This is a genomic window from Arthrobacter caoxuetaonis (assembly GCF_023921125.1).
Lineage (GTDB): Bacteria > Actinomycetota > Actinomycetes > Actinomycetales > Micrococcaceae > Arthrobacter_B > Arthrobacter_B caoxuetaonis.
This window is the reverse complement of sequence record NZ_CP099466.1, coordinates 1897745-1921635: the sequence shown is the minus strand read 5'-3', so window position 1 is coordinate 1921635 and position 23891 is coordinate 1897745. Positions and strand designations below refer to the sequence as shown.

Genomic DNA, 23891 nt, shown 5'->3' with positions numbered 1-23891 from the left:
TAGAACACTATCACCCGGGTGGCGAACCAGTAGTAAACTGCTACTACTTCCTGATCGAAGGAACTCCGGTGGAACCCCTTGCGGATGAAGGTTTGGTGATCGCCAACATCACCCTGACGCTTGATGCGCACACCACCGGCCCACAAGGTCCTGCATTCTCGCAGGTCAGCACACCTTTCCGCGACCATTGGAGGGGAGCGACGCCGACCCACACGAATGATTCATTTGATGCGATACGCAGACTACTACTGGTAACCCGGCATGTGCCTAACCGGCCAATTCCTACCACTTCGGGCCGATTCTTCGGTTCCGGCGCGTGTCAGGGTGGCTGGGGCCGCCATCCCTGATTAGTCCTTGCTTTGGGATCTCACAAGTTCGGGGTACGCCTTCCAGCGGGCACCAGCGCGTTGTTCGTGGATGTCCATCACCTGATAGCTGTAGCCCAAGGCATCGGCTGCAATGGCCGGCGGTCCGACGCCGACCTGCCCGAAGGCATCCTGGCCGTCCGGGCTGATGTCACGGACTCAGAAAGCATCGACGAAGCCTTCAAGGAAGTCGAAGCAGCCCATGGCCCCGTGGACGTCCTGGTGGCCAACGCCGGAATCGCCAACGACAAGCTGCTCCTGCGCATTTGCGAGGAGGACTTCACCTCCGTCGTCGACACCAACCTCACCGGCGCTTTCCGTGCCGTGAAGCGCGCGTCCAAGGGCATGATGAAAAGCGCAGCGGGCGCATCGTCCTGGTCTCATCCGTGTCCGCTATCTACGGCGCCGCCGGCCAGATCAACTACTCAGCGTCCAAGGCCGGGCTCATCGGCATCGCACGGTCCCTGACGCGGGAGCTGGGGTCCAGGGGGATCACTGCGAACGTCATCATGCCCGGCTTCGTGAAGACCGACATGTTCAACGAAGTCTCCGACGAGATGCAGGCCCACTATCTCGAAGGAATCCCGGCGGGACGCTTTGCTGAGCCGGAAGAGATCGCCCGGGTGATCCGCTGGCTATCCTCCGATGAAGCCCCTTACATCTCCGGAGCTGTCATCCCCGTCGACGGCGACGGCGGCGGCAGCATGGGGCACTAGCGGCAGCCGCGCTCTCCTGCCCGCGCCGGGACTTGCGGCCGGCGCGGGGTGCCGGGCCCGTACAAGTAGCCCGATACTCTCTGGTGGCTGCGCATTACTCGGCATCAGCGGCGAGTTTGGAGCGCACGAGTGTAGAGCTCCGGGTCATTCCTTGTCTCAGCTGAGACGACTAGGTGGCTGTCGTTTAGACGCTGAGCGAAGTACCCCAAATAGGGGAGCACGATGATTGTCGTAAGCCCGTCTTGCCATGCCTTGACCAGCGCCGGAAGGCTATCTTGTTCGGAGCTGGAAGGGAAGTCCGGCATTGTCTGTCTGTCCCAGGCGCTGAAGGCCACCAGGTCTAACCCGTCTTCGCCGTATTCGACTGGCCAGAACGGTGGCACAATCGGGTGCAGCCCCTGCCCAGGACTGGAGAGATTCTGCATCTCTTCCTGTGAGAGTGGCGCATCTTGAACCCTGCTCACATTGAACCAGGCCCAGCTGCGGCCCCATTCCTGCTTCCAGCGTTCGTCCCACACCTCGCGGCGTGCGGACTCCGGGATCTTAGATGCACCTATCGAAGGCACAGGGCTGAGTTCCGGGATCTCGATGTGCTGGGCGATCATCCAGGCCTGCCGGATGAAGAGCAGCATCTTCAGATTCTGCGCGTGGTCGTCAATCCGGATGGCCATATCCTCTGGCCAAACAGTCCCCCGTTTATGCCTTATTCCCCGCATAGCGACTCCTTCCTTTGTCGGACGGACCGAGACTGGTCGATGGTGCCCAGCATCGCATTCGGCTTGCCTTCAGTAAATGGTTCGCTTCAAGCCAGAGGCCCCGATCGGAAATGTCCTCTCCAATCGGGGCCTCTGTGCCGTCTTTACGAGTACCAGAGGTCCCCGGGCGTCATCGAACCGCAGACAGCACCAATCCGGGTGGTCACGGTGCCGGTGGAGACCCACCCGTTGTAGGGTTTGCCGGCGAACGAGATGGAGCGGCTGGTGGACCAGTTGCCAATTAGAGGTGCGAACCCGTCAAGGTTGTAGACCTGATAACCCGACGATGATGACACGGCAACTCGCCAAGTGTGTTTGAACGCCGCACCGAACCACGGCTTTATGGCGTATGCAGTGAAAAAGCTCTTACCGGCGCCGGTGAGGGTGGCCGTCCCGCAATTGCCATCGACAGTACCCATAATGCTCACCTCGCCTGACGCCGGAGCATCCTTTGGCAGGTAGAACGCACCATTCATTGAGCCCTGGGGCTCGGTTTCTGGAATCGAGTATTTTACACCCCTTTCATCGGTCCGAATATCGTAGCCATTTTTTACGTAGACTCTGCCGCACCTGCCGACTTTGGCAGCCATACCTAGGGGGATACATGGTAGTTACCGCAATTCGTCGCGCCTTCACGGCGGCCGCAGCATCTGCATTCCTGGCTCGGATTTAAAAAGGCCGTGTCGGAAACTCCTCCGGATAGGGGCTAAGTGGTACTGGCCTACTGGTAACCCGGCATTTGCCTAACCGGCCAATTCCTACCACTTCGGGCCGATTCTTCGGTTCCGGCGCGTGTCAGGGTGGCTGGGGCCGCCATCCCTGATTAGTCCTTGCTTTGGGATCTCACAAGTTCGGGGTACGCCTTCCAGCGGGCACCAGCGCGTTGTTCGTGGATGTCCATCACCTGATAGCTGTAGCCCAAGGCATCGGCTGCAATGGCCGGCGGTATCAACAGGACAAGTTCCTGGAGGGTTGCATTCTTTGCTCCCTGCAAATCGATTCCCACCTCACGCAATCGAATCATGAGGCGGTTCGCGCTAATGTGCTCGCCCGGGCTGAATCCGGGAAAGCACCAGGGCGAGCCTGGGTTGGAGGCGGTATTCGTATTTGGCCGGTTGGCGAGGTAGTCCTTGAAGACTGGGCTGAAAACGGCTGGGACTTCGATCGGGTCCTCGCCGAAAACGACCTGCAAACCACCGTCGTCGGAGTGCAAAAACTGCTCCATCTTCATGGCGGCGACTCGCGTGAGGGGCTGGCCGAAGAGGAGCATGAGTAGGCATGCAGCGCGGTCGCCGGAGTCAAGTTCATCATCGTCTAGAGCACGGCGAATCAACTCCAGACGACGGTCTTGGCTAAGTCGGGGAAGCGTCTTGGCTACGCGGTACGGGAAGTCGAGTTTAGGGATGTGCCGGGCTCCCATGGCCCATCTGGCGAACGTGCGGGCGAGGCTTCGGGTTGTTGGCCCTCCCGCCAGCCAATCGTTGATGTCCTCCTGGGTGCATTCACCAGGGTCCTTTCCGCGCCCGTCCAAGAACTCGAGGAACTCGATGGCCGTCGAGGTGGACTGACGAGCACTCAGCAGGGTGCCTTCCTTGAGGCTGTTGTGGCTGGCCAGATGGCGCATCCGGTTCAAGTGGACGAACCTCGCGAATTGCGCGATTAGCCGCTTGCGCTTCGGGGAGGGGACTTTCAGCAACTTCTGGTCGAGCCAGATTTCAAACCGTTCGATGCGCCCGTTGCGTTCCTCGATCATTTCCAAACTCATCATCAGTTTGCGCAGATGCTGAACTTTTCCCGGTGTCGGGTGCTGAGTAAATGTTTCGTGTGTGAGGGAGGCTGAGCCGGTCCCCAGGGCGCGCAGCAGCTCTTTCGCCGGCTTATTGGTAATCATCCAGACCCTGGCACTGCGCGCGTTCGCTTGTGTTGTTAGTGCCCGATAAAGCGGGAGCATATGCTCAGCGATGCCGCCGTGCTCATCGCGCAGCAGATCTCCGAGGTCATCTTTCAGGCAGCAACGCGCGCAGAGACCCGTCCGGACCGGCTCATCCTCAACTCCACACCTGGTGCAGTGGAAGTTTGCCGGAATTTGGGCGCAATCCACGCAAACAGTCTCCCCGGAAGGGGAGAGGCCGGGCAGGAGCCGCTGTTCCCCGCAGCCGGGGCAGACCCCGTGGATGCGAGTGATCCGCTGATGACAGCGCCGGCAGATGCTGCCTTCCGGCCACGTGACGGCAAACTTCACACCTGTGCGGGTGCAGCGGGCGCAGGTCCGGGGACTGCTGTTCATCGGTCGGTGGGGCGGATCCGGGCACGCCGTGGCCGGATGGTTTCATTCAGCGATATGGGCTCGGCCGTGCTGCCAACGGTCCGTCGAAGCCGGCTGTTGGATGATACCGCTTCGAAGTGGCAGAGATCCTCGACGGAGCATTCCAGGGCGTCGGTAATCGCACCCAGCAGCGCCAATGACATACGTTCCGGCTTCTGCCCTACCAGCCGGTATATCTGTGAGTCCGACAAGGTGATGCCGCGGTCGGTGAGCAAGGGGAGCAGGTCTGAAATGTTGTTCAGGCCTCTGGCTGCCATGATCTCCCGGAGCCGCCATTTGTGTTCGATACGCCGATTCATTCTCTGCCTCTCATTCCGCTGTCTGGCCTAGTTCGGCAGCCATTTGGTTGAAGGCTTGCTGCACCACACGGTTCCGGTAATCGGGGGATACGCCAGTGTAGATCGACGTGGTGGAACCATGTTCATGCCCGACCTGTTGCTGCACGAAGAACGCGTCGTATCCGTCCTCGATAAGGTGTGTGACGTAGGAGCGGCGCAGTGAGTGGAAGTCCAGGCCGTCGCCAAGGCCTGCTTCTCTCCGGATGACGGTGAATGCCCGGCTGAGGGCATCAGCCGTCATCGCTCCGTTGCGCTCGGATGGGAATACGTAGTCGTTGGTCTGCGCTGAGCCGATTCGGGGCCGGATGTCATCGATCCAGTCCCGGAGACAGTCGACTGCCCAATCGGCTTGGGGCACGGTGACGACCGTTCGGTGCTTGGGCGGCGATCCGGCCTTGGCTTTCCCATGGCGCACGTAAACCATCCCGAAACCCCGGAAGCTTTTGGCGGCCGGGTTGCGCCCGAAGTCCGCCAGCTCCAGTTGCCGGACCTCATTGCGTCTCAGTCCCCATGCGTAGGCAGTTTTCATCATCGTTGCGAGCCTGAACCAGGCCGCCCAGCCTTTGTGGCCGGACCGCTGGGCAGCCACGACATGGTTGTCCGCGCAGTCGAAGAGGACCTGCAATTCTTCCCGGGTGTAGGGGCGCTTCTTCGGACCGCCCATAGAGTCTTCGCGATGCCTTGCCGTGTTCCATTCGAAGGCTATTTGCGCAGGATGGGTTCCGAACCGCTTCAGGCACTCTTCAGCCCAGCCGTAACTTGAATCAGTCACATACTCCATGAAGAGCCGGACCGATCCTTGATAGTTGAGCATCGTCGAGTGGCTAACACCGCGGACCCCGCGAAGTTCCAGGGAGAAGTCATCCATGTCTGTCACCTCCCAGTGCCACGGGTACTTTTCCGTGAACCGCCTGAACCGTTCGATGTTCGCGATTCGCTGGTCGATTGTCGTGAAGGACAGGTTGCGGCCGAGCTGCTGGTTGCACCATCCATTGAGCATCTCCACCCACACAAGTTCCTCGGGATGGAGTACGGGCAGGCCCTGGGCCAGCTGAAGGGGGACAACCCCGGGCGGTAAACCCGTCATGTTCGTCTCTGCGTCATGTGCGAAACTTTCGCATATTATGCGAACTTGGTCAATCGTCGTACTAAAACGCCTAGTCAGACGCCGGTTTGGGCAGGCCGCCCGCGTGGATGAAGAATCATCCAGCGTTCTTCTTCGGGCTGTCATTACGCCTTGTTCCCCGGATTCACGCGCCAAACGGGGCAGGTGTCAGCGGACCGGCCTATTCGCACTTTCCTGGAATGTGCCGTCTTCTAGTTGACATAATGTAGATTATCGGCGTTAAAGAACAGGGCCTGAAAGTGGCCTGCCTCACATTATTGCCGCCGTTTGTACCAAGCGGCTCGCCGGCCCGTCTGCGGCATTCAACAGCGCCCCGGCTGAAGCTCCGTGCCCGGCCACTCTTGTAACACCAGACTCGGAACTCCCGGATTGTAAAAGGTCCTTGCGTGTTTCTCGTCATGTTGGCGTTTGTTGGGCGGCCCATTTCTGGTTGACATAATCCCCCGTGAAGCCTCGCCTGCCCTGGAACGGGTTGACATAACGCATCGCTGATCGTCCGGGAACATTTCCAGGGGAAGCGTCGTTGTACGGGCGTCGACCTGTAAATGCAAGGGGATTGTCTGCAGGAAGACCCATCAGGCACTCCGGGCCGCAGGCCGTGTCGGCTTCTTCAGGAAGGGAACTGACCATTCGGACTCCCCGGACGCCTCATTCCGACCCAAGCGGCGGCCGTTTGGTGTGATCGGCTGCTTCAGCTATATGATCTACGCTCGAACCCCCCCACAAATTCAGGAGTACAGCACTACACATGGCTACCGATTACGATGCCCCGCGCGTCAAGGAAGAAGACCAGCCCACCGACTCGCTGGAGGGCCTGAAGGCACAGCAGCGCGGCGGAGCGATGACAGCGGTTATCGATGTCGAGGAGTCCGACGCCATCGACGGGTTCGACCTGCCCGGCGCGGATCTCTCCGGTGAGGAACTGCTGATCAAGGTTGTTCCGGCCCAGGCTGATGAGTTCACCTGCATGTCCTGCTTCCTCGTTCGCCACCGTTCCCAGGTTGCACGGGAGAAGAACGGCGACAAGTACTGCGTGGACTGCGAAGGCTAGCAGCCACTCCCCTGCACCCGCGTGCAAAAAAAGTCCGGCCTGAGGCAGCGATGCCTCAGGCCTTTCTTATGCCCGGAGCATGCCCGGCGGCAAAGGAGCAGGTAAGGGCTGGATCCGGCATTGGCACTGCCGCCCACTAGGATTAACGCGTGATCTACGAACCCTCCTCAGCGGAATCGTCCACGGCCATCCGCGAACTTGTCCTGCCCATGCTCGAATCTGAGCTGGTGCCGATCGTGCAGTTGGGGCACCCCGCCCTCCGCCGCCCGGCCGTGCCGTTTGACGGCCAGCTCAACGATGACGAGCTGGCTGCGCTGATTGCCCTCATGCGGCGCGTCATGCACGATGCGCCCGGGGTGGGACTGGCCGCGCCGCAGATCGGCATTCCGCTGCGGATCGCAGTCCTGGAGGACAATTACGCCCCCGAACCGGAAGCAGCGGAACTGCGCGAACGCTCACCGCTGCCCTTCTTTACGATCATGAATCCGCGCTATGAGCCGCTGGATGAGCAGACCGCAGCCTTCTACGAAGGCTGCCTGTCCTTCGAGGGCTATCAGGGCGTCGTCATCCGCCACCGTTCGGTGGGGCTGGATTACGACGACGAGGCAGGCATCGCGCGGCGGCGGGAGTTCCACGGCTGGCCGGCACGGATCGTCCAGCACGAAACAGACCACCTCAACGGCATTGTCTACGTGGACAAGGCACTAACCCGATCACTGAGTTCCAACTCCGAATTCGTGCGCTGGGCTGCACCCGGAATCGACGACGCCCGGCGCATCCTGGGGTTCTGAGTCCAGGTACGCCGGGCGTCCGCAGCCCGCTGAGACTTCCTACGCCTGGGGTGCCGGTACCCGTGCCCCGGTGTTGTCTTCGGCTTCGCCGGCTTCTTCCGCAGCCGGGTTCTGGCTTGTCGGCAGCCACTTGGCCCACCACCGCAGGATGTGCTCGAAGCGCTGGCGGCGGTGCCAGGGCGTTCCTGTCCGCGACAGCTCATGGTTCTCGCCCGGGAACAGGAGCAGTTCGGTGGGGACATCGCGCAGCTTCAGGGCTGTGTAATAGCGCTGTGCCTGTTCAACCGGGCAGCGCAGGTCCTCCTCGGAGTGGATCACCAGGGCGGGTGTGCGGACCTTGTCCACCTGGGCAAAGGGGCTCTGCGTGAGGATGTGTTGGGGATCAGATCCCGTGTAGGCCTCCGCAAAGAACCATCCGATGTCCGAGGATCCAATGAAGGACAGCGGATCGAGGAAGCCGCGCTCCACAATGGCGGAAGTGAACCTGTGGTCCTGCGCAATGGTCCATGCCGTCAGGTACCCGCCGTAGGAACCGCCCATTACGCCCAGGCGTCCGGCGTCGAGGTCCGGGTGTGCGGCCAGGACGCCCTCCAGGAATCCCAGCACGTCCTGCAGGTCCAGCGTGCCCATCGCTGCCTGGATAGAACGGCCGTGCTGCTGTCCGTACCCTGAGGAGCCGCGCGGGTTGCACATCAGCACTGCATACCCGGCCGCAGCATAGGTCTGCGCCTCGTCGAAGAGGCCCCAGCCGTACTGCGAGAACGGTCCGCCGTGGATGTTCAGCAGGACCGGGTGCGGTCCTTCGCCCTCCGGCAGGACAACCCAGCCATGGACCGGATAGCCGTCGGCAGAGGGATGCGTTTCTTCCCGGAGTTCGAGCACGCCGGCGGAGGCACGGAAATCGGCGGAGAAGTCGCTCAGCACCCGGATGTTGTCCGGGGCTTCGCTGTCCACGGCCGCTACGTCTCCCGCAGTACCGGGATCAGTGAAGGAGACGACGACGGTTCCTGCCGCGGACGCCGCACCCGTGACTACGCGCGGACCCGCGACGAGAGTGTCGATGGTTCCGGCTGCATCAACGCGGAGCAGCTGGGTTGCCCCGCGGTGGAGGTTGAAAACCAGGACGGCACCGTGCTCGGGAACGATCCCTCCCCCTGCGAGGTCAACGGTCTCGGGATCGGTGAGGCGGACGGCGTTGGCGGGGTTGCCGGCCGGGGCGGCGTACAGGGCGGTGTTGCGTGCCACGAAGTCCCGTCCGGTATCCGAAAGGTCCTGCGCCAAGTAGTACAGCCACGCTCCGTCCGGGCTTTGGACCGGGTAGCTGGCGCCAAGGCGGGGACCGCCGGCCAGATTGGTAAGCCTGCGCGGCTCCTCCCCCGGTCCGTCAGCGCTGACCTCGTAGACGTCGGTCACCAGGTCAGCATCTGCGCCTTCATGCAGCGCAGCGGTGAAGAGGACACGTGTTCCGTCCGCGCTGAAGACCGGGTTCTGGACATCCGTTCCGCAGCGGGTGAGCTGCCGTGCCTCGGGAAGCCCGTCGGCGGCGGCGCCGCCGTTGTCCACCGCTGCCCGCCCCACCGGACGGATAAAAGGTTCGCCGCCGGGATCGGGAAGGGCGAGGACAAAAGCCTGGGCGTGTTTGTCGCCGGAGTATCCCAGCCCGTTCATCCGGTACTTCAGTGTTGTGATCAGGCGCGGGTCCTCGGCACCGGGGCCTACGCCGTCGACCGTTCCGTACCGGCCCTGCTCAGGTTCCCGGGAGGAGAAGACCAGGCGCGTGGAATCGGGTGCGAACCGGAACCAGGACACGCCCAGCAACCGGTCAGTCAGCTGCACGGGTTCGCCGCCGGGAGCCGGCATGGCGAACAGCTGCGGGCGGCCTCCGGCATGGGAGCGAAGGAAGACCAGTGTGCTCCCATCCGGCGAGAACTGCGGAGCGGTATCGCTGAAACCGCGGGTCAGGCGGGAGGGTGTTCCGCCGTCCAGGGGAATATTCCACAGCTGGCCCACATAGGCATCGGCAGCAAAATCAGGGCGCTGCACGGAGACGACGGCACGGCTGGCGTCCGGGTGCAGGGTGGGTTCGGATACGGAATTCAGGAAGGGAAGGTCACTGGGTTTCACGGAACCGAGCTTAGCAAGGTGTCCCGGCTCACTCTGATCGGCAGGCGCCGGCCAGCCGCGGCCGCCTAGGATGGGAGGTATGCCCATCGAATCCCGGCCGCTGCTGGTCTGCCCCGCCTGCGGGGAGAAACTGCTTGCGGACGCCGGGCGCCGCCGGCTGGGCTGTCCTCAGGGACACGGGTTCGACGCCGCAAAGCAGGGCTATTTCAATCTGCTGACAGGAGCCGGAACCAAGTTCCAGGCGGATACGGCCGACATGGTCCAGGCGAGGGCCGATTTCCTGGGTGCAGGACACTATGCCCCCCTGGCACAGGCACTGACAGATCTGGGTACAACGGCAGCTGCGAATCCAGTCATCCTTGATGCCGGTGCCGGCACCGGGTACTACCTCGCCGAAGTCTCAAAGGCACTGGATGCCTCCGAGGTGGTTGCCCTTGATATTTCCAAGTACGCTCTCCGCCGCGCCGCCCGGGCGCTGCCGTCCGGCTTTGCGCTCGTCTGGGATGTCTGGCGGCCGCTGCCGCTGGCTGACGGAGCGGCAGATCTTGTGCTGAATGTCTTCGCCCCCCGGAATCCGCAGGAGTTCCGGCGCGTCCTTGTTCCCGGCGGGGCGCTGGTAGTGGTCACGCCCCTGCCGTCCCATCTGCGCGAACTCCGTGCGATAGCCGGGCTGCTGGGCATCGGCGCCGGGAAGGATGAGCACGTCGCGCAGGCACTCGGCCCGGGCTTCACGCTGGAAGCCTCCCGGCGCGTCGAATACAGCATGGACCTCAGCCGCACTGACACAATGAACGCCGCACTGATGGGGCCTTCGGCCCACCATCTCGACCGGGCAGGCCTGGAGCACACGCTGGACTCAGCGTCATTTCCCCTGTCCGTAAGCGCGGCTTTTTCTGTTTCCCGTTTCGCCGCCGTCTAGCCCGCCGGGTGCGCAGCGCCGCCCGCGGGGCGCGCCCGGGCTCCGCGGACGCCTAGGTTAAGCACGGAAAGTCAGGCAGAATGTGCCCAAGGACCAGCAAACTTTCTCAGCCCGCCGCCCAAACACCGACCGGACTGAGCCGGAGGGAAGCATCATGCAGGAACTGTTCGATTGGCTCGTCAATTACAGCTGGGTTGTCTGGCTGGTGCTCTTTCTCGGCTTTGCTGCCATAGAGACACTGACGCTGGATCTCTTCTTCGCCATGCTGTCCGCAGGTGCCCTCGCCGCGATGCTTGCCGCTGTCCTTGCCGCTCCGTTGTTCCTTCAGGTAGTCCTGTTCTGTGTTGTGGCCCTGCTGATGATCGTGGTCGTCCGGCCCATCGGCCTCAAGCACCTGAAGATGGGCACCAAAGAGCACCGGTCCAACATTGACCGCCTGATCGGCGAAGCTGCGCTCACCCTGGAACCCGTCGGCTCGCGCACCGGCACCGTGAAGCTCGCCGGTGACACCTGGACCGCCCGGTCCGGTGATGGATCCCTGCTTCCCGCAGGCGAAGAAGTATCCGTCACCCGCATTGAGGGCGCGACGGCGGTCGTCGAACCGCTGAAGCCCGGCCGCGGCAGGGGCGTGGAGCCGGGCAGCGGCGACGGGCTTTCCGGCCGGTAGTACCGAACCGAATCCTTGGCCCGACGGCTCCGCCCGAAGGCCACAGTCCTCCGCTGGAACGGGGGCAGACAGAGGCCGGACCACCCAGGCACCGGCCACCTTTCAAGGGGGAATATGGAAACCACCGTAGTGCTTATCGTTTTGGCCGTCCTGGTCATCTTCGTCTTGGTCGTCCTGGTCAAATCCGTCCGGATTATCCCCCAGGCGCGGGCCGGCGTGGTGGAAAGGCTCGGCAAGTACCTGAGGACGCTGGACCCTGGACTGAACATCCTCATTCCATTCGTCGACCGGCTCCTGCCGCTGCTTGACCTGCGTGAGCAGGTCGTTTCCTTCCCGCCGCAGCAGGTGATCACCGAGGACAGCCTCGTGGTCTCCATCGATACTGTCGTGTACTTCCAGGTCACGGATGCCCGGGCCGCAACGTATGAAATCGCGAACTACATCCACGCCGTCGAGCAGCTCACCACCACCACGCTGCGAAACGTCGTCGGCGGGCTGAACCTCGAGGAAGCGCTCACCTCCCGCGACAGGATCAACGGCCAGCTGCGCGGGGTCCTCGATGAAGCCACCGGCCGCTGGGGCATCCGGGTCTCCCGGGTTGAGCTCAAGGCGATTGAGCCGCCCCTGTCCATCCAGGACTCCATGGAAAAGCAGATGCGTGCCGAGCGTGAACGCCGTGCAACCATCCTGACCGCCGAAGGTACCAAGCAGTCCCAGATCCTTACCGCAGAAGGCCGTCGGCAGGCTGCGATCCTGGCGGCTGAGGGTGACGCCAAGGCAGCGATTCTCCGGGCAGACGGTGAATCACAGGCCATCCAGAAGGTCTTCGATGCGATCCACAAGGGCAACCCGGACCAGAAGCTGCTTGCCTACCAGTACCTGCAGACCCTGCCGAAGCTGGCAGAGGGAAGCGCCAACAAGCTGTGGATCATCCCGAGCGAGCTGGGCGAGGCACTGCGGGGCGTGGGATCAGCACTGGGAGATTTCCTTCCCGATGTGAAGCCCGGTCCCTCCTCCCCCGTCGCTGCGCCTGGCTCCGCTGCAGGCACCGGCACCGGTGTTCCGGTCGGCTCCGGGGAACAGGCTCCTTAGACCCGGTACGTGCCGCTGCCCGGCTGCCGGTATAATTGGTTGTTTGCCGGGGTATGGGCTGTAAGTCAGCTCTGCCGGGAACAGGATTTGCGGCTGCGGCGTTCTACCAGACGAACCGTTTGGTGCTGCACAGAGCACGGGGGGCTGCCCCTTCGGCGCAGCGAGCACTAAAGATGGACCCCAGCGGTCCTTCGAAAACTGATTGAGGGAGAGATAATGAGCGATCGTAGCCTGCGGGGTATGCGACTGGGTGCGCAGAGCATGGAGACGGAATCCGGTGTGGAGCCGGCTCCCCGCCAGCGTGTCGAATACCGGTGCGAGGACGGCGAACGGGTGTTCGTGACCTTTGCCGCTGAAGCCGAGGTTCCTCCGGTATGGGTTTCCAAGACCGGTAAGGAAGCCCTGCTGGTTGACGGCGAGAAGCCGGACACCAGCAACGACAAGCCTGTACGTACGCACTGGGACATGCTGCTCGAACGCCGCAGCATCGAAGAGCTTGAGGTCATCCTCCAAGATCGCCTGGACAAGCTGCGCGAACGCCGCGGGGAGCGTGCTGCTTCCTAGCAGCTGTCTCCCTGCCTTCCGGTAGACGCCGGCAGGACCCGCTCCGGACGTACAAAGGCCGGCTGCCGTAACGGCAGCCGGCCTTTGCCGTACCCGGTGTGTCTGTCCGGGGGCTCAGCCCCGGCGGGTTAGTTTCTCCCAGCGGGCGCCCAGGCCCCACTTGGTCACGTTCCCAATCGCTTCAAAAACAATGTTGCCGCTCATCTTCGACGCGCCAAACTCTCGCTCGACGAAGGTGATGGGAACTTCCTTGATGGTCAGGCCCAGCCGCGCTACCCGGAACGTCATGTCCACCTGGAAGCCGTAGCCCACGGATTCAACGGCGGAGAGGTCCAGTTTCTCCAGGGTGGTGCGGCGGAAGGCGCGGTACCCGGCCGTGATATCGCGGACCGGGATTCCCAGCATGAACCGTGAATACGTGCTCCCCGCGCGGGAAAGCAGCTTGCGGTGCAGTGGCCAGTTCACAACCGACCCGCCCGGTACCCAGCGGGAACCGATGACCAGGTCAGCCCCTTCCTTCGAGGCGTCGAGGAGGAGCGGCAGCTGCTCGGGCTTGTGGGAGCCGTCGGCGTCCATCTCCACGAGGATGTCGTAACCCTTGTCCAGACCCCAGCGGAAGCCTGCGATGTAGGCAGCGCCAAGCCCTTCCTTGCCCTTGCGGTGCAGGACATGGACCTGCGGATCGCGGGCTGCCTGTTCGTCGGCGAAGGCGCCTGTACCATCGGGGCTGTTGTCGTCCGCAATCAGCACGTCCGAGTCAGGTACAGCGGCCCGCAGCCGTGCCAGGGTCTTGGGTAGCGACTCGATCTCGTTGTAGGTGGGGATGATGGTGAGGACGCGCACGCATGGCCTTTCAACAAACACGAGCCGCGCTGATCGCGGCCCGGAGGGGTACTGCCGATAGGCAGGTCTCCCAGTATATGGGACGCGTCCGGGCAGACGCCCGTGCGGGTACGTTGGATGCGCAGGCGCACAGAGGGGCGGGTTCCGCCGTCTTCGGGCCAGTCCCGGGCAAGCCGGACCTGTTTTCTACTGACGGATGAACCCACCCCAATGCGTTGCTGCTGGTGGCCGAACACATTTCTGGTGGACGAACCACCACCCCCCACGCACGTGTGCACGGGCCTCACGGACTGGCATCGGCACAAGGCGTCTCCGGTCCGCAGTCCCCTTAGCCTACGTGCTGAGCGGAGAGTGTCAACACAATGCTGACTAGGCGACTTCTACGTAATTGCAGGTCAGAGGGGGTTTCCAGAGAAGTTCCAAGGGGAATATTCGGACCCCTAATTGAAATCCGGTGCGCGGTACAGTTCCGTACCGAGGTGCACGGTCTGCAGACAGCGCGGAAGTGAACCGGTGTCCAAGGCGGGAAGCAACGGTGTTCCTGCCCGGGGATCGGTGCTCCAGGACGCTACGGACGAGTCGGGAGTCTGCACCATCAGCTCGTCGGCCTCCCAGACAGCAAACGAGGCCGGGGTTCCGGGTGCAAGCTGGCCCAGCATCGGATTGCCGGTCCCGGCGGCACGCCAGCCTGCCCGGGTATGGGCAATAAACGCGGCCCGGGCGGAGATGCGCTCCTGGGGGTTGGAATGGGACACGGCCGCCTGGACCGTTCGCCAGGGATCAAGCGCGGTAACGGGTGCGTCAGAACCGAAGACTACGGGAACCCCGGCGGAAAGCAGCGACGCGAAGCGGTTCATGGAACTGCTCCGGCTGCCCAGCCGCTGGCTGTACATGCCGCTGCCGCCGCCCCAGGCGGCGTCGAAGGACGGCTGCATGCTGGCAGTGACCCCAAAGCGGACCAGTTCAGCGATGGCGCCGTCGTCAGTCAGTTCCACATGCTCCAGGCGGTGGTGCGCCGCGCGGAGCTTCTGCTCCCCCACGGCCTCCGCTGCGCGGCGCAGTGCTGCCAGCACTGTGTCCAGCCCTGCGTCGCCGATGACGTGGAAACCGGCCTGGAGGCCGGCGCGGGTGGCCAGTTCAAGGTGCCGGGCTGCCTCTTCCTCGCCCAGGTAGAGGCTTCCCGAAGTCTCCGGAGCATCCGCATACGGGAGCCGCACCGCCGCTGTCCGGGCGCCGAAGGAACCGTCAATGTTCAAGTCTCCGGCAAGGCCCAGGAGTTTACCGCCAAACGCTTCCCGCAGGTCTGCCAGGTCCTGTTCAGTGGTTGCCAGCTGGCCCCAGTACGGCAGGACCTGCGGGCCGGGAACGGAACCGAGTGTGCCTTCAAGGCCCAGGAGCTGGCGCAGGTCCTCCGGTGGAGCAATATGGGGAGCCGCCATTTCGGCCACTGCTACGATTCCCCGGGAGGCAGCCAGGTCCAAGGCGGCACGCTGGAAGCGGGCACGTTCCTGAAGGCTCAGATTGCGGGATGCGGTGCGGGCAGCCTCATGGGCACCGCGGGTCACAAAGCCGTTGTCCCAGCCATCCATGCCGGACAGGCCGAGTTCGGCTGCCAGGGTCCCCGAAACGACGGCGCAGTGCACGTCTGCGCGGGCCAGATAGACCCGCCGGTTTCCGGAGGCCGCATCCAGCTCTGCCGCAGTGGGAATCCGCGCTTCGGGCCAGCCCGATTCATCCCAGCCGTGCCCGAGCAGAAGCCCGGAGGACTCACCGGCTGCAGCGGCAACAGTGCTGAGCAGCTCTGCCAGGGAGCGGACGCCGGAGAGGTCCAGCGAAGATTCGGCCAGGCCGGTCTCCGTGAGGTGGACGTGCGAGTCGACGAAGCCGGGTGCAGCGAGGGCACCCTGAAGATCCACGACCCGCATCTTGGAGTCCTGGATCGAGGTGGCCGCCTGCTCGGAACCGACCCAGGCGACGGTGCCGCCGTCCACGAGCATGGCGGTCGCAAAAGGATCGGCCGAGCTGTAAACCGAACCGTTGCGGTAAAGGACCAGCTCATTCGCCGGGGCCGTGCTGTTCAAGGACTCACCTGTTCTTCGTAGTTGCTGCGCTAAACCGTCCGCGGCGGGACGACAGAATTGACCGTAGCCGGAAGCGGCCGCCCGGCGGGCGGCTATTCGCTGACGGCGGAGTAGGCCACGACGCCGCGGCGGATCAGGTCTATGGCCTCACGGCAGCGCCGGCGCAGGTCAGGCTGCAGCTCGGGCACCTTGGCCAGCTGGTCGATCAGGTCGATCACCTGCTTGGACCAGCGGACAAAGTCGCCGGCCGCCAGTTCGGTGCCGTTGAGGGCCACCTGGAGGTGCTTGCCCTGCACCCACTTGTACATCGGCCAGACCAGGCCCAGTTCAGGTTCACCGGTCAGGGGCAGCTTCTCCGCTTCCTCGAGGTCCGTCAGCTCGGACCATTGCCGGATCAGGATGTCGACGGCGCCGTCGAGCACGGCGCTGGGCATCCGCGGGCGCAGCCCGCGCTCTTCGCGTTTGGGCTGGTAGACCAGTGCCGTGGCGAGGCAGGCCAGTTCGACGGCGTCGAGATCGTCGAACGCCCCGTGTTCCAGGCCCAGCGCCGCCAGCAGGTCCCGCTCACCGTAAATCCGGCGAAGCTTGCTGCCTGCAGGCGTGACCTGCGGTACTCCGTCGGCATCCGGAGCGACATATCCGTAATGCTCCAATACCGAGCTGACACGGTCGAATGTCTTGGCGATGGTATTCGTGCGGCCCCGGATCTGGGCGGTCAGGTTGTCGGTCTCCCGGCGCAGCTTCCACCAGCGCTCGGCCCAGCGGGCATGGTCTTCCCGTTCGCTGCAGCCGTGGCACGGATGGGCACGCAGTTTACGGCGCAGTTCGGCAATCGCCTGCTCCTGCCGCTCGGTACCCGTTGCATGCAGCGAGGCACCGCGCCCGCCGGCGGGCCGGGGCGGGCGGTGTTCGCGCAAGGCGTTGCGCAGCGATGAAGCCAGGTCACGCCGGTCCTTGGGCGTCCGGGCGTTGAAGGATTTCGGGATCCGGATCTGCGAGACCACATCCAGGGGCCCATCCAGGTCCCCCACGTTCAGGCGCCGGATCTGCTTGTCTTCGGTGAGGATGGTTGGCCGGGGTTCACGCGCACTGGTGTCCGGCGTCAGGACCACTGCGTAGCCGGGACTGCGCCCGCCCGGTACATCGATGACGTCCCCGGGACGCAGGGTTTCCAAGGAAGCGGCGGCCGCGCTGCGGCGGCTGCGGGCCTTCGACTTGGAGGCCGACTGCTCCAGGTCGGAAAGTTTCCGGCGCATGGCCGAGTACTCGGAAAAGTCCCCCAGATGGCAGGTCATCGCCTTCTCGTACCCGGTGAGGGATTCCTCCCGGGAACGCACCTGCCGTGCCAGCCCAACCACGGACCGGTCCGCCTGGAACTGGGCGAAGGAGGACTCGAGGATTTCCCTGGCACGGTCGCGGCCGAACTGTGCGATGAGGTTGATGCTCATGTTGTAGGTCGGCCGGAACGATGAGTTCAGCGGATAGGTGCGCCGCGAGGCGAGGCCTGCAACCGCCGCGGGGTCGGTGCCGGGCTGCCAGAGGACCACGGCATGGCCTTCGACATCGATTCCGCGGCGTCCTGCGCGGCCGGTCAGCTGCGTGTACTCCCCCGCCGTGATGTCTACGTGGGCTTCACCGTTGAACTTGTCCAGCTTTTCCAAGACCACGGAGCGTGCCGGCATGTTGACGCCCAGGGCGAGGGTCTCCGTGGCGAACACCGCGCGGACCAGGCCGGCGGCGAACAGCTTCTCCACGACTTCCTTGAACGTGGGCAGCATGCCGGCGTGGTGGGCCGCGAAGCCGCGGACCAGCCCCTCGCGCCAGGTCCAGAATCCCAGCACCTCCAGGTCGTCTTCGGGAATGTCCCGGCTGGCTTCATCCACCATTGCCGCGATGACCCGGCGTTCAGCTTCCGTGGTCAGGGCCAGTCCGGAGTCGACGCACTGCCGGACTGCGGCGTCGCAGCCGTTGCGCGAAAAAATGAACGTGATCGCCGGAAGCAGTCCGCGCTTGTCCAGCTGGCTGATGACCTGCGGGCGGGAAGCCCGGGGGGTGCGCGTCTGCGGCGCGGCGGGAGCGGAACTGCCGCGGCCCCGCTCGTATTTGCGGCCGCCAGAGCCGGGCCGCTGTGAACCCCAGCGGGAGCGCTGGTTCAGCCGGGATTCGTTGCGTGCCAGGTCGAGCAGTTCCGGGTTGACCTTCACCTTTTCCTGAATGCCGGCCGGACGCTCGGAATCGTCCGCAGCTTCGTCAAAGGACACATCGGTGGCGAAGAGGTCAACGATGTCCCGGCCCACCATGACGTGCTGCCACAGCGGTACCGGCCGGTGCTCGGTGACGACGACGTCGGTATCCCCGCGGACCGTGTCCAGCCATGCTCCGAACTCCTCGGCATTGGACACCGTCGCGCTCAGTGACACCAGCTGCACGTCAGAGCGCAGGTGGATGATGACTTCTTCCCAGACCGCACCGCGGAAACGGTCGGCGAGGTAATGGACCTCATCCATGACCACGTAGCCAAGGTCATCCAGCGTCGCGGAATTGGAGTACAGCATGTTGCGCAGGACTTCAGTCGTCATTACGACCACTGAAGCGTCGGGGTTGATGCTGGTGTCCCCCGTGAGCAGGCCAACGTTCTCCGGCCCGTAAGACGCCGAAAGCTCCACGTACTTCTGGTTACTGAGCGCTTTGATCGGCGTCGTGTAGAAAGCCTTGAGGCCCCGTTCGAGCGCCATGTAGACGGCGAACTCCCCCACGACCGTCTTGCCGGCGCCGGTCGGTGCTGCCACGAGCACGCCGCGTCCCGCCTCCACCGAGCGGCAGGCTTCGATCTGGAAAGGGTCGAGATCGAAGCCCAGGGACTGCTCGAAGACTGCCAGACGGGTCCGTGCGTGTCCGGTGCGTTCTTTGGCGGCCTGGTACCGCTCAGACGGGGAAGTCATATCTCCAGCCTAAACGGTGTTCGGGCAGGGCTAGATGTCCTCGAGGGTCGATGCCTTGTCTGCCTCAGCGTCCACAGCGGCTTCCCTGGCTGCGTTGCGGCGGGTGCGGCGCTTGTCGTTAAGGAAGCAGAGGCCGACGGCGACGGCGAAGAGCACCAGCAGCGGTGCGGCAAGGTAGAACATGCTCAGGGCATCGCCGCCGGGGGCCGCCATGGCGGCGAAGAGGCAGATGATGAAGACCGTGATCCGCCAGTACTTGACTATGGTCCTCGCCGGGAGCAGCCCCAGCAGGTTCAGCCCGACCATGACAACGGGGATCAGGAAGGCAATGCCAAAGGCGAGCAGCAGCCGAAGGACAAAGGCGAGATACACCGAGGCGGTAATGACGTTGGCTGCGCCTTCGGGGGTGAAGTCAGTGAGGACACCGACGGCATTCGGAAGGATCAGCCAAGCGAGCCCCACCCCTGCCAGGAACAGCGGAACGGCGGCAGCCAGGAACCCCAGCGCGGCCCGGCGCTCCTTGGTCCGCAGGCCGGGCGTGATGAACGCCCACAGCTGGTAGAGCCAGAAGGGACTGGATACCAGCACGCCAATGAAGACCGAGACCTGGATCATCTGGTCGAAGGAGGTCGCGACGCCGTCGAAGTTGATCGTCGCGAGCCGCCCCTCCTGCTCCGAAAGTTCCCGGACAGGACGAGTCAGTTCATTGAAGACGGGCATGTAGAGGAAGAATCCCCCCACCGTGCCCAGCACGACGGCGATTGCCGCCTTGAACAGCCGGTTGCGGAATTCCCTCAGGTGTTCCTTGAGGGCCATCCGCCCTTCAGGGTTGGATTTGCGCCCTCGGTTCAGCGCCACTGCCGCTACGGGGTGGTGTGCGGATTACCGGTGCCGGGAGTGGATCCCGGCGGCGGTGTCTGCGTCGGTGCCGGCCCCTGGTTGGGCGTGGCAGAAGGGTGCGCCGGGTTGGCCGGGTTATTGACGACACGGCCTTCCATGGGCTCGCCGTCAGCTGTTCCGGACGTGTTCTCGTCCTTCATCTGGCGTACCTCGGACTTGAAGATCCGCAGGGACTGTCCAACGCTGCGTGCCAGTCCCGGGAGCTTGGGAGCTCCAAAGAGGAGGATCGCAATAACAATGATGATGACAATATGCCAGCCTTCTAGGCGCATGCCGGTGTCCTTTCGTTACAAGCCATTTTATGTCAGAGCCCGGGGATATCGCGCCACGCCCGCGGTTGCCCGCGGAGGTGCCGCCGCTCGACCCGGCGTTCGCGCCGGGCCTCTTTCCGTTCTGCCTTGCCGTCCTCGTACCGGCGCCTCGCAGCGGCAGGATCGAGGAACACCGCCGGCAGTGAGTCCGCAGCTACCGGCGAGGGGGCAGGAGGCGCAAAGGACAACCGGGACCCGGCTGATTGCACTTCGCCCAGCACCGCCATGAACTTGCGGAAGAGCCGGATGCCGATCAGCACATACAGCAGCAGGGCAACCGCCGTAACGGCAACCCATATAACGATCCACGACCACCAAGGCATGGTCCCAGCATAGTGGAGCGTGGCAAGCACCCTATGCCGCTGCGGTTTCCGGCACGCGGGGTGTCATGAGCAGTTCACGCGTAGTTTTCCAGGGCAGCATCGAGCCAGGCCGCTGTGGCGCTCCGCAGTTCCTCGGGTGCCGCTACGGACGCCGCTCCGCCCAGACGCCCGATGAATCCCGGAATCCAGCCCGTGGCAGGAGTTCGCAGGACAACAACCTGGCTGCCGTCCGGCAGTGCGGTGCTGAGCTCTGCCGAATACGCTTCTGCTACCCAGGACGCGTCGGGCAGAAGGCGGATTGTGACGGACTCATCGGCCTCCCCCGCGGTGAACAGGCTGGCAGGGAACTGCTGGACGGGTTCCGGGGTGTCCGGGGGAACGGCGCCGGCGTCCTCCCAGTCCACGATCCGGTCTATCCGGAAAAACCGGGTCGCTTCGGCCCGGTGGCACCAGGCGTCTAAGTACCACGTGTCGTTCTCGGAGAAAATGCGGCGGGGATCGATGACCCGCTCCGAAACCTCGTCGCGGCTGGGCACCACGTACCGGATCGAGAGCCGGCGCTTGTCGCTGACGCTCCGGCGCAGGTCCTCAAGGAGGGCCGGTGCGGCCCCCGATGGGAGGACCGCGGCGGCTATGGCGGACCCGGCGGTCCCGGCGGTTCCGGCCGCCTCGCTGAGCTTGGCATGGGCACTGGCGACGGCGTCAGTGGGGGCAGCACCCGGCAGGGCGGCCAGGGTGTCGAGGCCGACAATGAGGGCGGCGGCCTCATCCATGGACAGCCGGACGGGCTGGGAGAGGTTGTCGGCGTTGTCGATGAAGATCTCGCCCGTCTCGAAATCCACGTCCATGAGCCCGTTGGGGTAGTAGCGCGGACCGCTGACGAACAAGAGGTTCAGGTCCGCAGCGAGCTGCTCCGCGCTCACGCCGAACCTGCCGGCGGTTTCCTCCAGGTCCGCGCCCTGGTTGGCGAGGATGTACGGGACCAGGTCCAGCAGCCGGCTGAGCCGCTCCTGCGCCCCAGCGGCCTTCGGTGCCCTGGTCCGGGGCGCTGCGGGCTCGGGGAACTCCGGAACGGGTTCCAGCTGTCTCTCCCGGGCGGCCATCAGAGCGGCCTGCACCATGCTGCGCAGCTCGGGAGGATGGACTGCCTCGGCAGCCGGCCCCAGCGCCGCAACGTCCGCGGCGAGCCCGTCAAGATCGGTGACCGTGAGGCTGATCCGGTCTTTTCCGGCTGCCGGCGCGCTGAGTCCTTCCGGCTCCGGGCCGGTTGCGTTTGCTGTTCCGGCGCGCAGCCGCAGTTCGGCGCCGGCTCCGGAACGCACGTCGACCACTGCCCTCTGCGCCGGAAAAACCGCATCGAGTGATGCGAGGGAGGCATGGATGTCAAAGTGTGCAGGAACTGTGTAGGTACCGCGGCCGGTCTTGACCGCCGTCGTCATTCGGGAGAGGCGGAAGTAGCGCTCGGCTTGCCGGTCCCTGTCCCAGCCGACGACGTACCAATGCCCGTAGCGCGAGCCCATTCCCCACGGCTCAAGATGCCGGGTGGCTTCCGTGCCGCCTGTTGCCCGGTAGCCGAAGGTGATGGGCACGCGGCCGGCCGTGGCACGGAACACGGCCGAAAAGGTTGGATCGCTGGTCCGGATCCCGGGCTGGATGGGACTGGCAGCCGCATCCTCGGCAATCACGCCGCGTGCCCGGAGCTTGCGCACTGCGCGGGCCGCTGCGGAACCCAGCGCTGCCTGTTCCCACATCTGGGCGGCCAGGGCGAGCACGGCTGATTCGGCGCTGCTGAAAGTCACCTCGGGCAGCCGGTACTCCTCGCTGCGGATCCGGTAGCGCTGGACGGTGTTGTCCCCCTCGAAGAGGGCGTCGTCGCTGTAGGACTCCACCGGAATGCCCTGCTCGCGCAGGAAGGCCTTGTCCCGGTCGAAGAGCTTTTCGCGGGCTTCCGTGGAGGCGGCTTCAGAGTAGAGTTCGATTTCTTCAAACAGCTCATGCTTGGTGAAGCCACGCCGGCTGGAGAGCATGGCTATGACCAGGTTGAGCAGGCGTTCAGTGCGTTTTTCGGCAGGTTGCTGGGACACACGGCTAATCTACCGCCCGTGCGGCGTCAAACACGCCAAGGGCGGACAAGCGGCGTCTGAACGACGCCCGCCTGTCCGCCCTTGGATGCGGAGGGAGCTGCTGCGTCCTTAGCGGACGCCGAGCAGATCCACGACGAAGATCAGGGACTCCCCCGGGGCGATGGCAGAGCCGGCGCCCCGGTCACCGTACGCAAGGTGTGCGGGAATCTCGAGGCGGCGGCGTCCGCCGACCTTCATTCCCAGCAGGCCCTGGTCCCATCCCTGGATGACCTGGCCGATTCCGACCTTGAAGTCCAGCGGGGCACCGCGGTTCCAGGAGGCATCAAACTCTTCCCCGGTGGAGAACGCTACGCCGACATAGTGGGTGGAGACGGTGTCCCCGGGCTTTGCCTCGGCACCGTCACCAACAACGATGTCCTCGATGACGAGGTCTGTCGGGGCATCGTGCTCCGGGAAATCGATTTCCGGCTTCTGCCGGTCGTACTCGCGCTTTCCGAATGACATGGAACTCCTTCGTTTGGGACTGCCTGCAATCTTATCCGGCTAAAACGGCTACTTCGCCTCGAGGATATCCACGACGAACACGAGGGTTTCGTTCTGGAGCTCGTGGCCCTCCTGAGAGCCGTAGGCCGTGGCGGGAGGTGCCACAATCAGCACCTGGGAGCCAACTGTCTTTCCGGCCAGTCCCTCGGTCCAGGCAGAAACCACCTGATCCAGGCCGAAGGACATGGTCGTTCCCCGCTCCCAGCTGGAGTCGAAGACGGAACCGTCGGACCACTTCACGCCGTGGTACTGCACCGTGACGGTGTCATCAGCTTCAACGACAGCCCCGTCGCCCTTCTTCAGGTCCTGGGCGATGAGTTCGGTGGGTGCGTCTGCCTCCGGCACGGTGATCGTGGGCTTGCCGTCGTCATCCAGGGTCACGGCCGGCTGGCCTTCGACGGGATCGACGTCGGTGCCCCAGGCACGCGTCGGAATGTCGCGGGCATCGGTCAACGTGAACACGATGAACTGGTTCTGCGTTCCGGAGTCTTCGCTGCCGGGAACGTAGTAGGCGAAGTCGGAGCCGACAGGCGCACCAACCAGGGCGCTGTACATCTGCTCATTGCCCTGCTTGAGGGACTCGTCCACGGCGATGTCCTCGGCCGTCTCGGCCGTGTATGTCTCCTGGCCTGCTTCCCCGTTCTCGGGGTCAAGGACCACAAGGCGGACGGATGCCGTCTGGCCTTCGGTGAGTTCCTCCCCGTCGCCGTCGTTCACCCGCACCAGCGTGGGCTCATCAACGGTCAGCGGCGTGTCGAACTCCACGGTGGGGACGCTGCCGTCGCCGTTGGAGCTGACCTTGACTGAGGACAGTGGACCGCTGCTGTCATCGCCCGAGCAGGCGGTCAGCAGGAGGAGGGCGGGCAGGAGTATAGCTAGTACTTTTCGCACAGTACTTCTTTCAGTGGCGGACAATGTGACTGTTCCCGGAAGCGGGCGCCGCAGCGGTGCATGCGCATCCGGACAGCATGTCCCACCCTAACGCGTACACCTGAGAGGAGCCTAGGACAGTGGCGCCTGAGCTCCGGAA

21 protein-coding genes and 1 pseudogene are annotated in these 23891 nt (G+C 64.2%); 7 read left to right on the top strand and 15 right to left on the bottom strand.

Annotation, left to right across the window (positions count from 1 at the left end):
- Positions 1-467: 467 nt before the first annotated feature.
- Positions 468-1081 (top strand): annotated as a pseudogene (locus NF551_RS08765) (SDR family oxidoreductase); the annotation flags it as partial.
- A gap of 104 nt (positions 1082-1185) precedes the next feature.
- On the opposite strand, the gene NF551_RS08760 reads toward NF551_RS08765, so the two are convergent.
- The 5 genes from NF551_RS08760 to NF551_RS08740 form a co-directional block, all read right to left on the bottom strand.
- Positions 1186-1752, bottom strand: a complete 567-nt coding sequence (locus NF551_RS08760) for a hypothetical protein (protein WP_227895815.1) — start codon at positions 1750-1752, stop codon at positions 1186-1188.
- 188 nt (positions 1753-1940) lie between these two features.
- The gene (locus NF551_RS08755; RefSeq protein ID WP_227895816.1) at positions 1941-2426 is read right to left on the bottom strand and encodes a hypothetical protein; all 486 of its coding nucleotides are present in this window, start codon (positions 2424-2426) and stop codon (positions 1941-1943) included.
- A 233-nt stretch (positions 2427-2659) separates the two neighbouring features.
- Positions 2660-3937, bottom strand: coding sequence for a hypothetical protein (locus NF551_RS08750; protein ID WP_227896639.1), 1278 nt, complete (start codon positions 3935-3937; stop codon positions 2660-2662).
- Between the two features lie 182 nt (positions 3938-4119).
- Positions 4120-4419, bottom strand: a complete 300-nt coding sequence (locus NF551_RS08745) for a helix-turn-helix domain-containing protein (RefSeq protein ID WP_252604959.1) — start codon at positions 4417-4419, stop codon at positions 4120-4122.
- A gap of 52 nt (positions 4420-4471) precedes the next feature.
- A complete protein-coding gene (locus tag NF551_RS08740; protein WP_227896917.1) occupies positions 4472-5500 on the bottom strand; it encodes a tyrosine-type recombinase/integrase in 1029 nt (342 codons plus the stop codon).
- An 874-nt stretch (positions 5501-6374) separates the two neighbouring features.
- Here NF551_RS08740 and NF551_RS08735 point away from each other — a divergent pair.
- Entirely contained in the window at positions 6375-6677 is a 303-nt protein-coding gene (locus NF551_RS08735; protein WP_191746586.1) for a DUF4193 domain-containing protein, read from the top strand.
- A 149-nt stretch (positions 6678-6826) separates the two neighbouring features.
- The gene (locus tag NF551_RS08730) at positions 6827-7468 is read left to right on the top strand and encodes a peptide deformylase (protein ID WP_423722025.1); all 642 of its coding nucleotides are present in this window, start codon (positions 6827-6829) and stop codon (positions 7466-7468) included.
- 39 nt (positions 7469-7507) lie between these two features.
- Here the strand turns inward: NF551_RS08730 and NF551_RS08725 are convergent, their stop codons facing one another.
- Positions 7508-9592, bottom strand: coding sequence for a S9 family peptidase (locus NF551_RS08725; RefSeq protein ID WP_227896641.1), 2085 nt, complete (start codon positions 9590-9592; stop codon positions 7508-7510).
- A 79-nt stretch (positions 9593-9671) separates the two neighbouring features.
- Here NF551_RS08725 and NF551_RS08720 point away from each other — a divergent pair, with 79 nt between their 5' ends.
- The 4 genes from NF551_RS08720 (at position 9672) to NF551_RS08705 (ending at position 12834) form a co-directional block, all read left to right on the top strand.
- Entirely contained in the window at positions 9672-10511 is an 840-nt protein-coding gene (locus NF551_RS08720; protein WP_227896642.1) for a methyltransferase domain-containing protein, read from the top strand.
- A 154-nt stretch (positions 10512-10665) separates the two neighbouring features.
- Positions 10666-11178, top strand: coding sequence for an NfeD family protein (locus NF551_RS08715; RefSeq protein WP_331460419.1), 513 nt, complete (start codon positions 10666-10668; stop codon positions 11176-11178).
- A 114-nt stretch (positions 11179-11292) separates the two neighbouring features.
- Entirely contained in the window at positions 11293-12270 is a 978-nt protein-coding gene (locus tag NF551_RS08710; RefSeq protein WP_227896643.1) for an SPFH domain-containing protein, read from the top strand.
- Positions 12271-12486: 216 nt separating this feature from the next.
- Positions 12487-12834, top strand: coding sequence for an RNA polymerase-binding protein RbpA (locus NF551_RS08705; protein WP_091604785.1), 348 nt, complete (start codon positions 12487-12489; stop codon positions 12832-12834).
- A gap of 114 nt (positions 12835-12948) precedes the next feature.
- Here the strand turns inward: NF551_RS08705 and NF551_RS08700 are convergent, their stop codons facing one another.
- The 9 genes from NF551_RS08700 to NF551_RS08660 all read right to left on the bottom strand — a co-directional run bounded on the left by NF551_RS08700 (position 12949) and on the right by NF551_RS08660 (position 23752).
- Positions 12949-13677 (bottom strand): polyprenol monophosphomannose synthase, encoded by a 729-nt coding sequence (locus NF551_RS08700; protein WP_227896644.1) that lies wholly within the window; start codon positions 13675-13677, stop codon positions 12949-12951.
- 440 nt (positions 13678-14117) lie between these two features.
- Positions 14118-15758 (bottom strand): amidohydrolase, encoded by a 1641-nt coding sequence (locus tag NF551_RS08695; RefSeq protein ID WP_227896645.1) that lies wholly within the window; start codon positions 15756-15758, stop codon positions 14118-14120.
- 92 nt (positions 15759-15850) lie between these two features.
- Positions 15851-18700, bottom strand: coding sequence for a DEAD/DEAH box helicase (locus tag NF551_RS08690; RefSeq protein ID WP_227896646.1), 2850 nt, complete (start codon positions 18698-18700; stop codon positions 15851-15853).
- A 30-nt stretch (positions 18701-18730) separates the two neighbouring features.
- Entirely contained in the window at positions 18731-19516 is a 786-nt protein-coding gene (gene tatC, locus NF551_RS08685; protein ID WP_227896647.1) for a twin-arginine translocase subunit TatC, read from the bottom strand.
- 47 nt (positions 19517-19563) lie between these two features.
- On the bottom strand, positions 19564-19872 hold the full coding sequence (gene tatA, locus NF551_RS08680; RefSeq protein WP_227896648.1) for a Sec-independent protein translocase subunit TatA: 309 nt from the start codon (positions 19870-19872) through the stop codon (positions 19564-19566).
- A 32-nt stretch (positions 19873-19904) separates the two neighbouring features.
- A complete protein-coding gene (locus NF551_RS08675) occupies positions 19905-20234 on the bottom strand; it encodes a hypothetical protein (RefSeq protein ID WP_227896649.1) in 330 nt (109 codons plus the stop codon).
- 74 nt (positions 20235-20308) lie between these two features.
- Positions 20309-22318, bottom strand: coding sequence for a helix-turn-helix transcriptional regulator (locus NF551_RS08670; RefSeq protein ID WP_227896650.1), 2010 nt, complete (start codon positions 22316-22318; stop codon positions 20309-20311).
- 108 nt (positions 22319-22426) lie between these two features.
- Positions 22427-22822 (bottom strand): FKBP-type peptidyl-prolyl cis-trans isomerase, encoded by a 396-nt coding sequence (locus NF551_RS08665; protein WP_227896651.1) that lies wholly within the window; start codon positions 22820-22822, stop codon positions 22427-22429.
- A 48-nt stretch (positions 22823-22870) separates the two neighbouring features.
- The gene (locus NF551_RS08660) at positions 22871-23752 is read right to left on the bottom strand and encodes an FKBP-type peptidyl-prolyl cis-trans isomerase (protein ID WP_227896652.1); all 882 of its coding nucleotides are present in this window, start codon (positions 23750-23752) and stop codon (positions 22871-22873) included.
- Between the last annotated feature and the right edge of the window lie 139 nt (positions 23753-23891).

What these genes read in the sequence shown, in the direction of transcription:
- NF551_RS08715 (WP_331460419.1), top strand. Translation starts at nt 10,666, where the DNA reads ATGCAGGAACTGTTCGATTGGCTCGTCAATTACAGCTGGGTTGTCTGG.
- NF551_RS08710 (WP_227896643.1), top strand. Translation starts at nt 11,293, where the DNA reads ATGGAAACCACCGTAGTGCTTATCGTTTTGGCCGTCCTGGTCATCTTC.
- NF551_RS08740 (WP_227896917.1), bottom strand. Translation starts at nt 5,500, where the DNA reads ATGCTCAATGGATGGTGCAACCAGCAGCTCGGCCGCAACCTGTCCTTC.
- NF551_RS08760 (WP_227895815.1), bottom strand. Translation starts at nt 1,752, where the DNA reads ATGGCCATCCGGATTGACGACCACGCGCAGAATCTGAAGATGCTGCTC.
- NF551_RS08675 (WP_227896649.1), bottom strand. Translation starts at nt 20,234, where the DNA reads ATGCCTTGGTGGTCGTGGATCGTTATATGGGTTGCCGTTACGGCGGTT.
- NF551_RS08735 (WP_191746586.1), top strand. Translation starts at nt 6,375, where the DNA reads ATGGCTACCGATTACGATGCCCCGCGCGTCAAGGAAGAAGACCAGCCC.
- NF551_RS08690 (WP_227896646.1), bottom strand. Translation starts at nt 18,700, where the DNA reads ATGACTTCCCCGTCTGAGCGGTACCAGGCCGCCAAAGAACGCACCGGA.
- tatA (WP_227896648.1), bottom strand. Translation starts at nt 19,872, where the DNA reads ATGCGCCTAGAAGGCTGGCATATTGTCATCATCATTGTTATTGCGATC.
- NF551_RS08745 (WP_252604959.1), bottom strand. Translation starts at nt 4,419, where the DNA reads ATGGCAGCCAGAGGCCTGAACAACATTTCAGACCTGCTCCCCTTGCTC.
- NF551_RS08665 (WP_227896651.1), bottom strand. Translation starts at nt 22,822, where the DNA reads ATGTCATTCGGAAAGCGCGAGTACGACCGGCAGAAGCCGGAAATCGAT.
- NF551_RS08755 (WP_227895816.1), bottom strand. Translation starts at nt 2,426, where the DNA reads ATGGCTGCCAAAGTCGGCAGGTGCGGCAGAGTCTACGTAAAAAATGGC.
- NF551_RS08705 (WP_091604785.1), top strand. Translation starts at nt 12,487, where the DNA reads ATGAGCGATCGTAGCCTGCGGGGTATGCGACTGGGTGCGCAGAGCATG.
- tatC (WP_227896647.1), bottom strand. Translation starts at nt 19,516, where the DNA reads ATGGCCCTCAAGGAACACCTGAGGGAATTCCGCAACCGGCTGTTCAAG.
- NF551_RS08720 (WP_227896642.1), top strand. Translation starts at nt 9,672, where the DNA reads ATGCCCATCGAATCCCGGCCGCTGCTGGTCTGCCCCGCCTGCGGGGAG.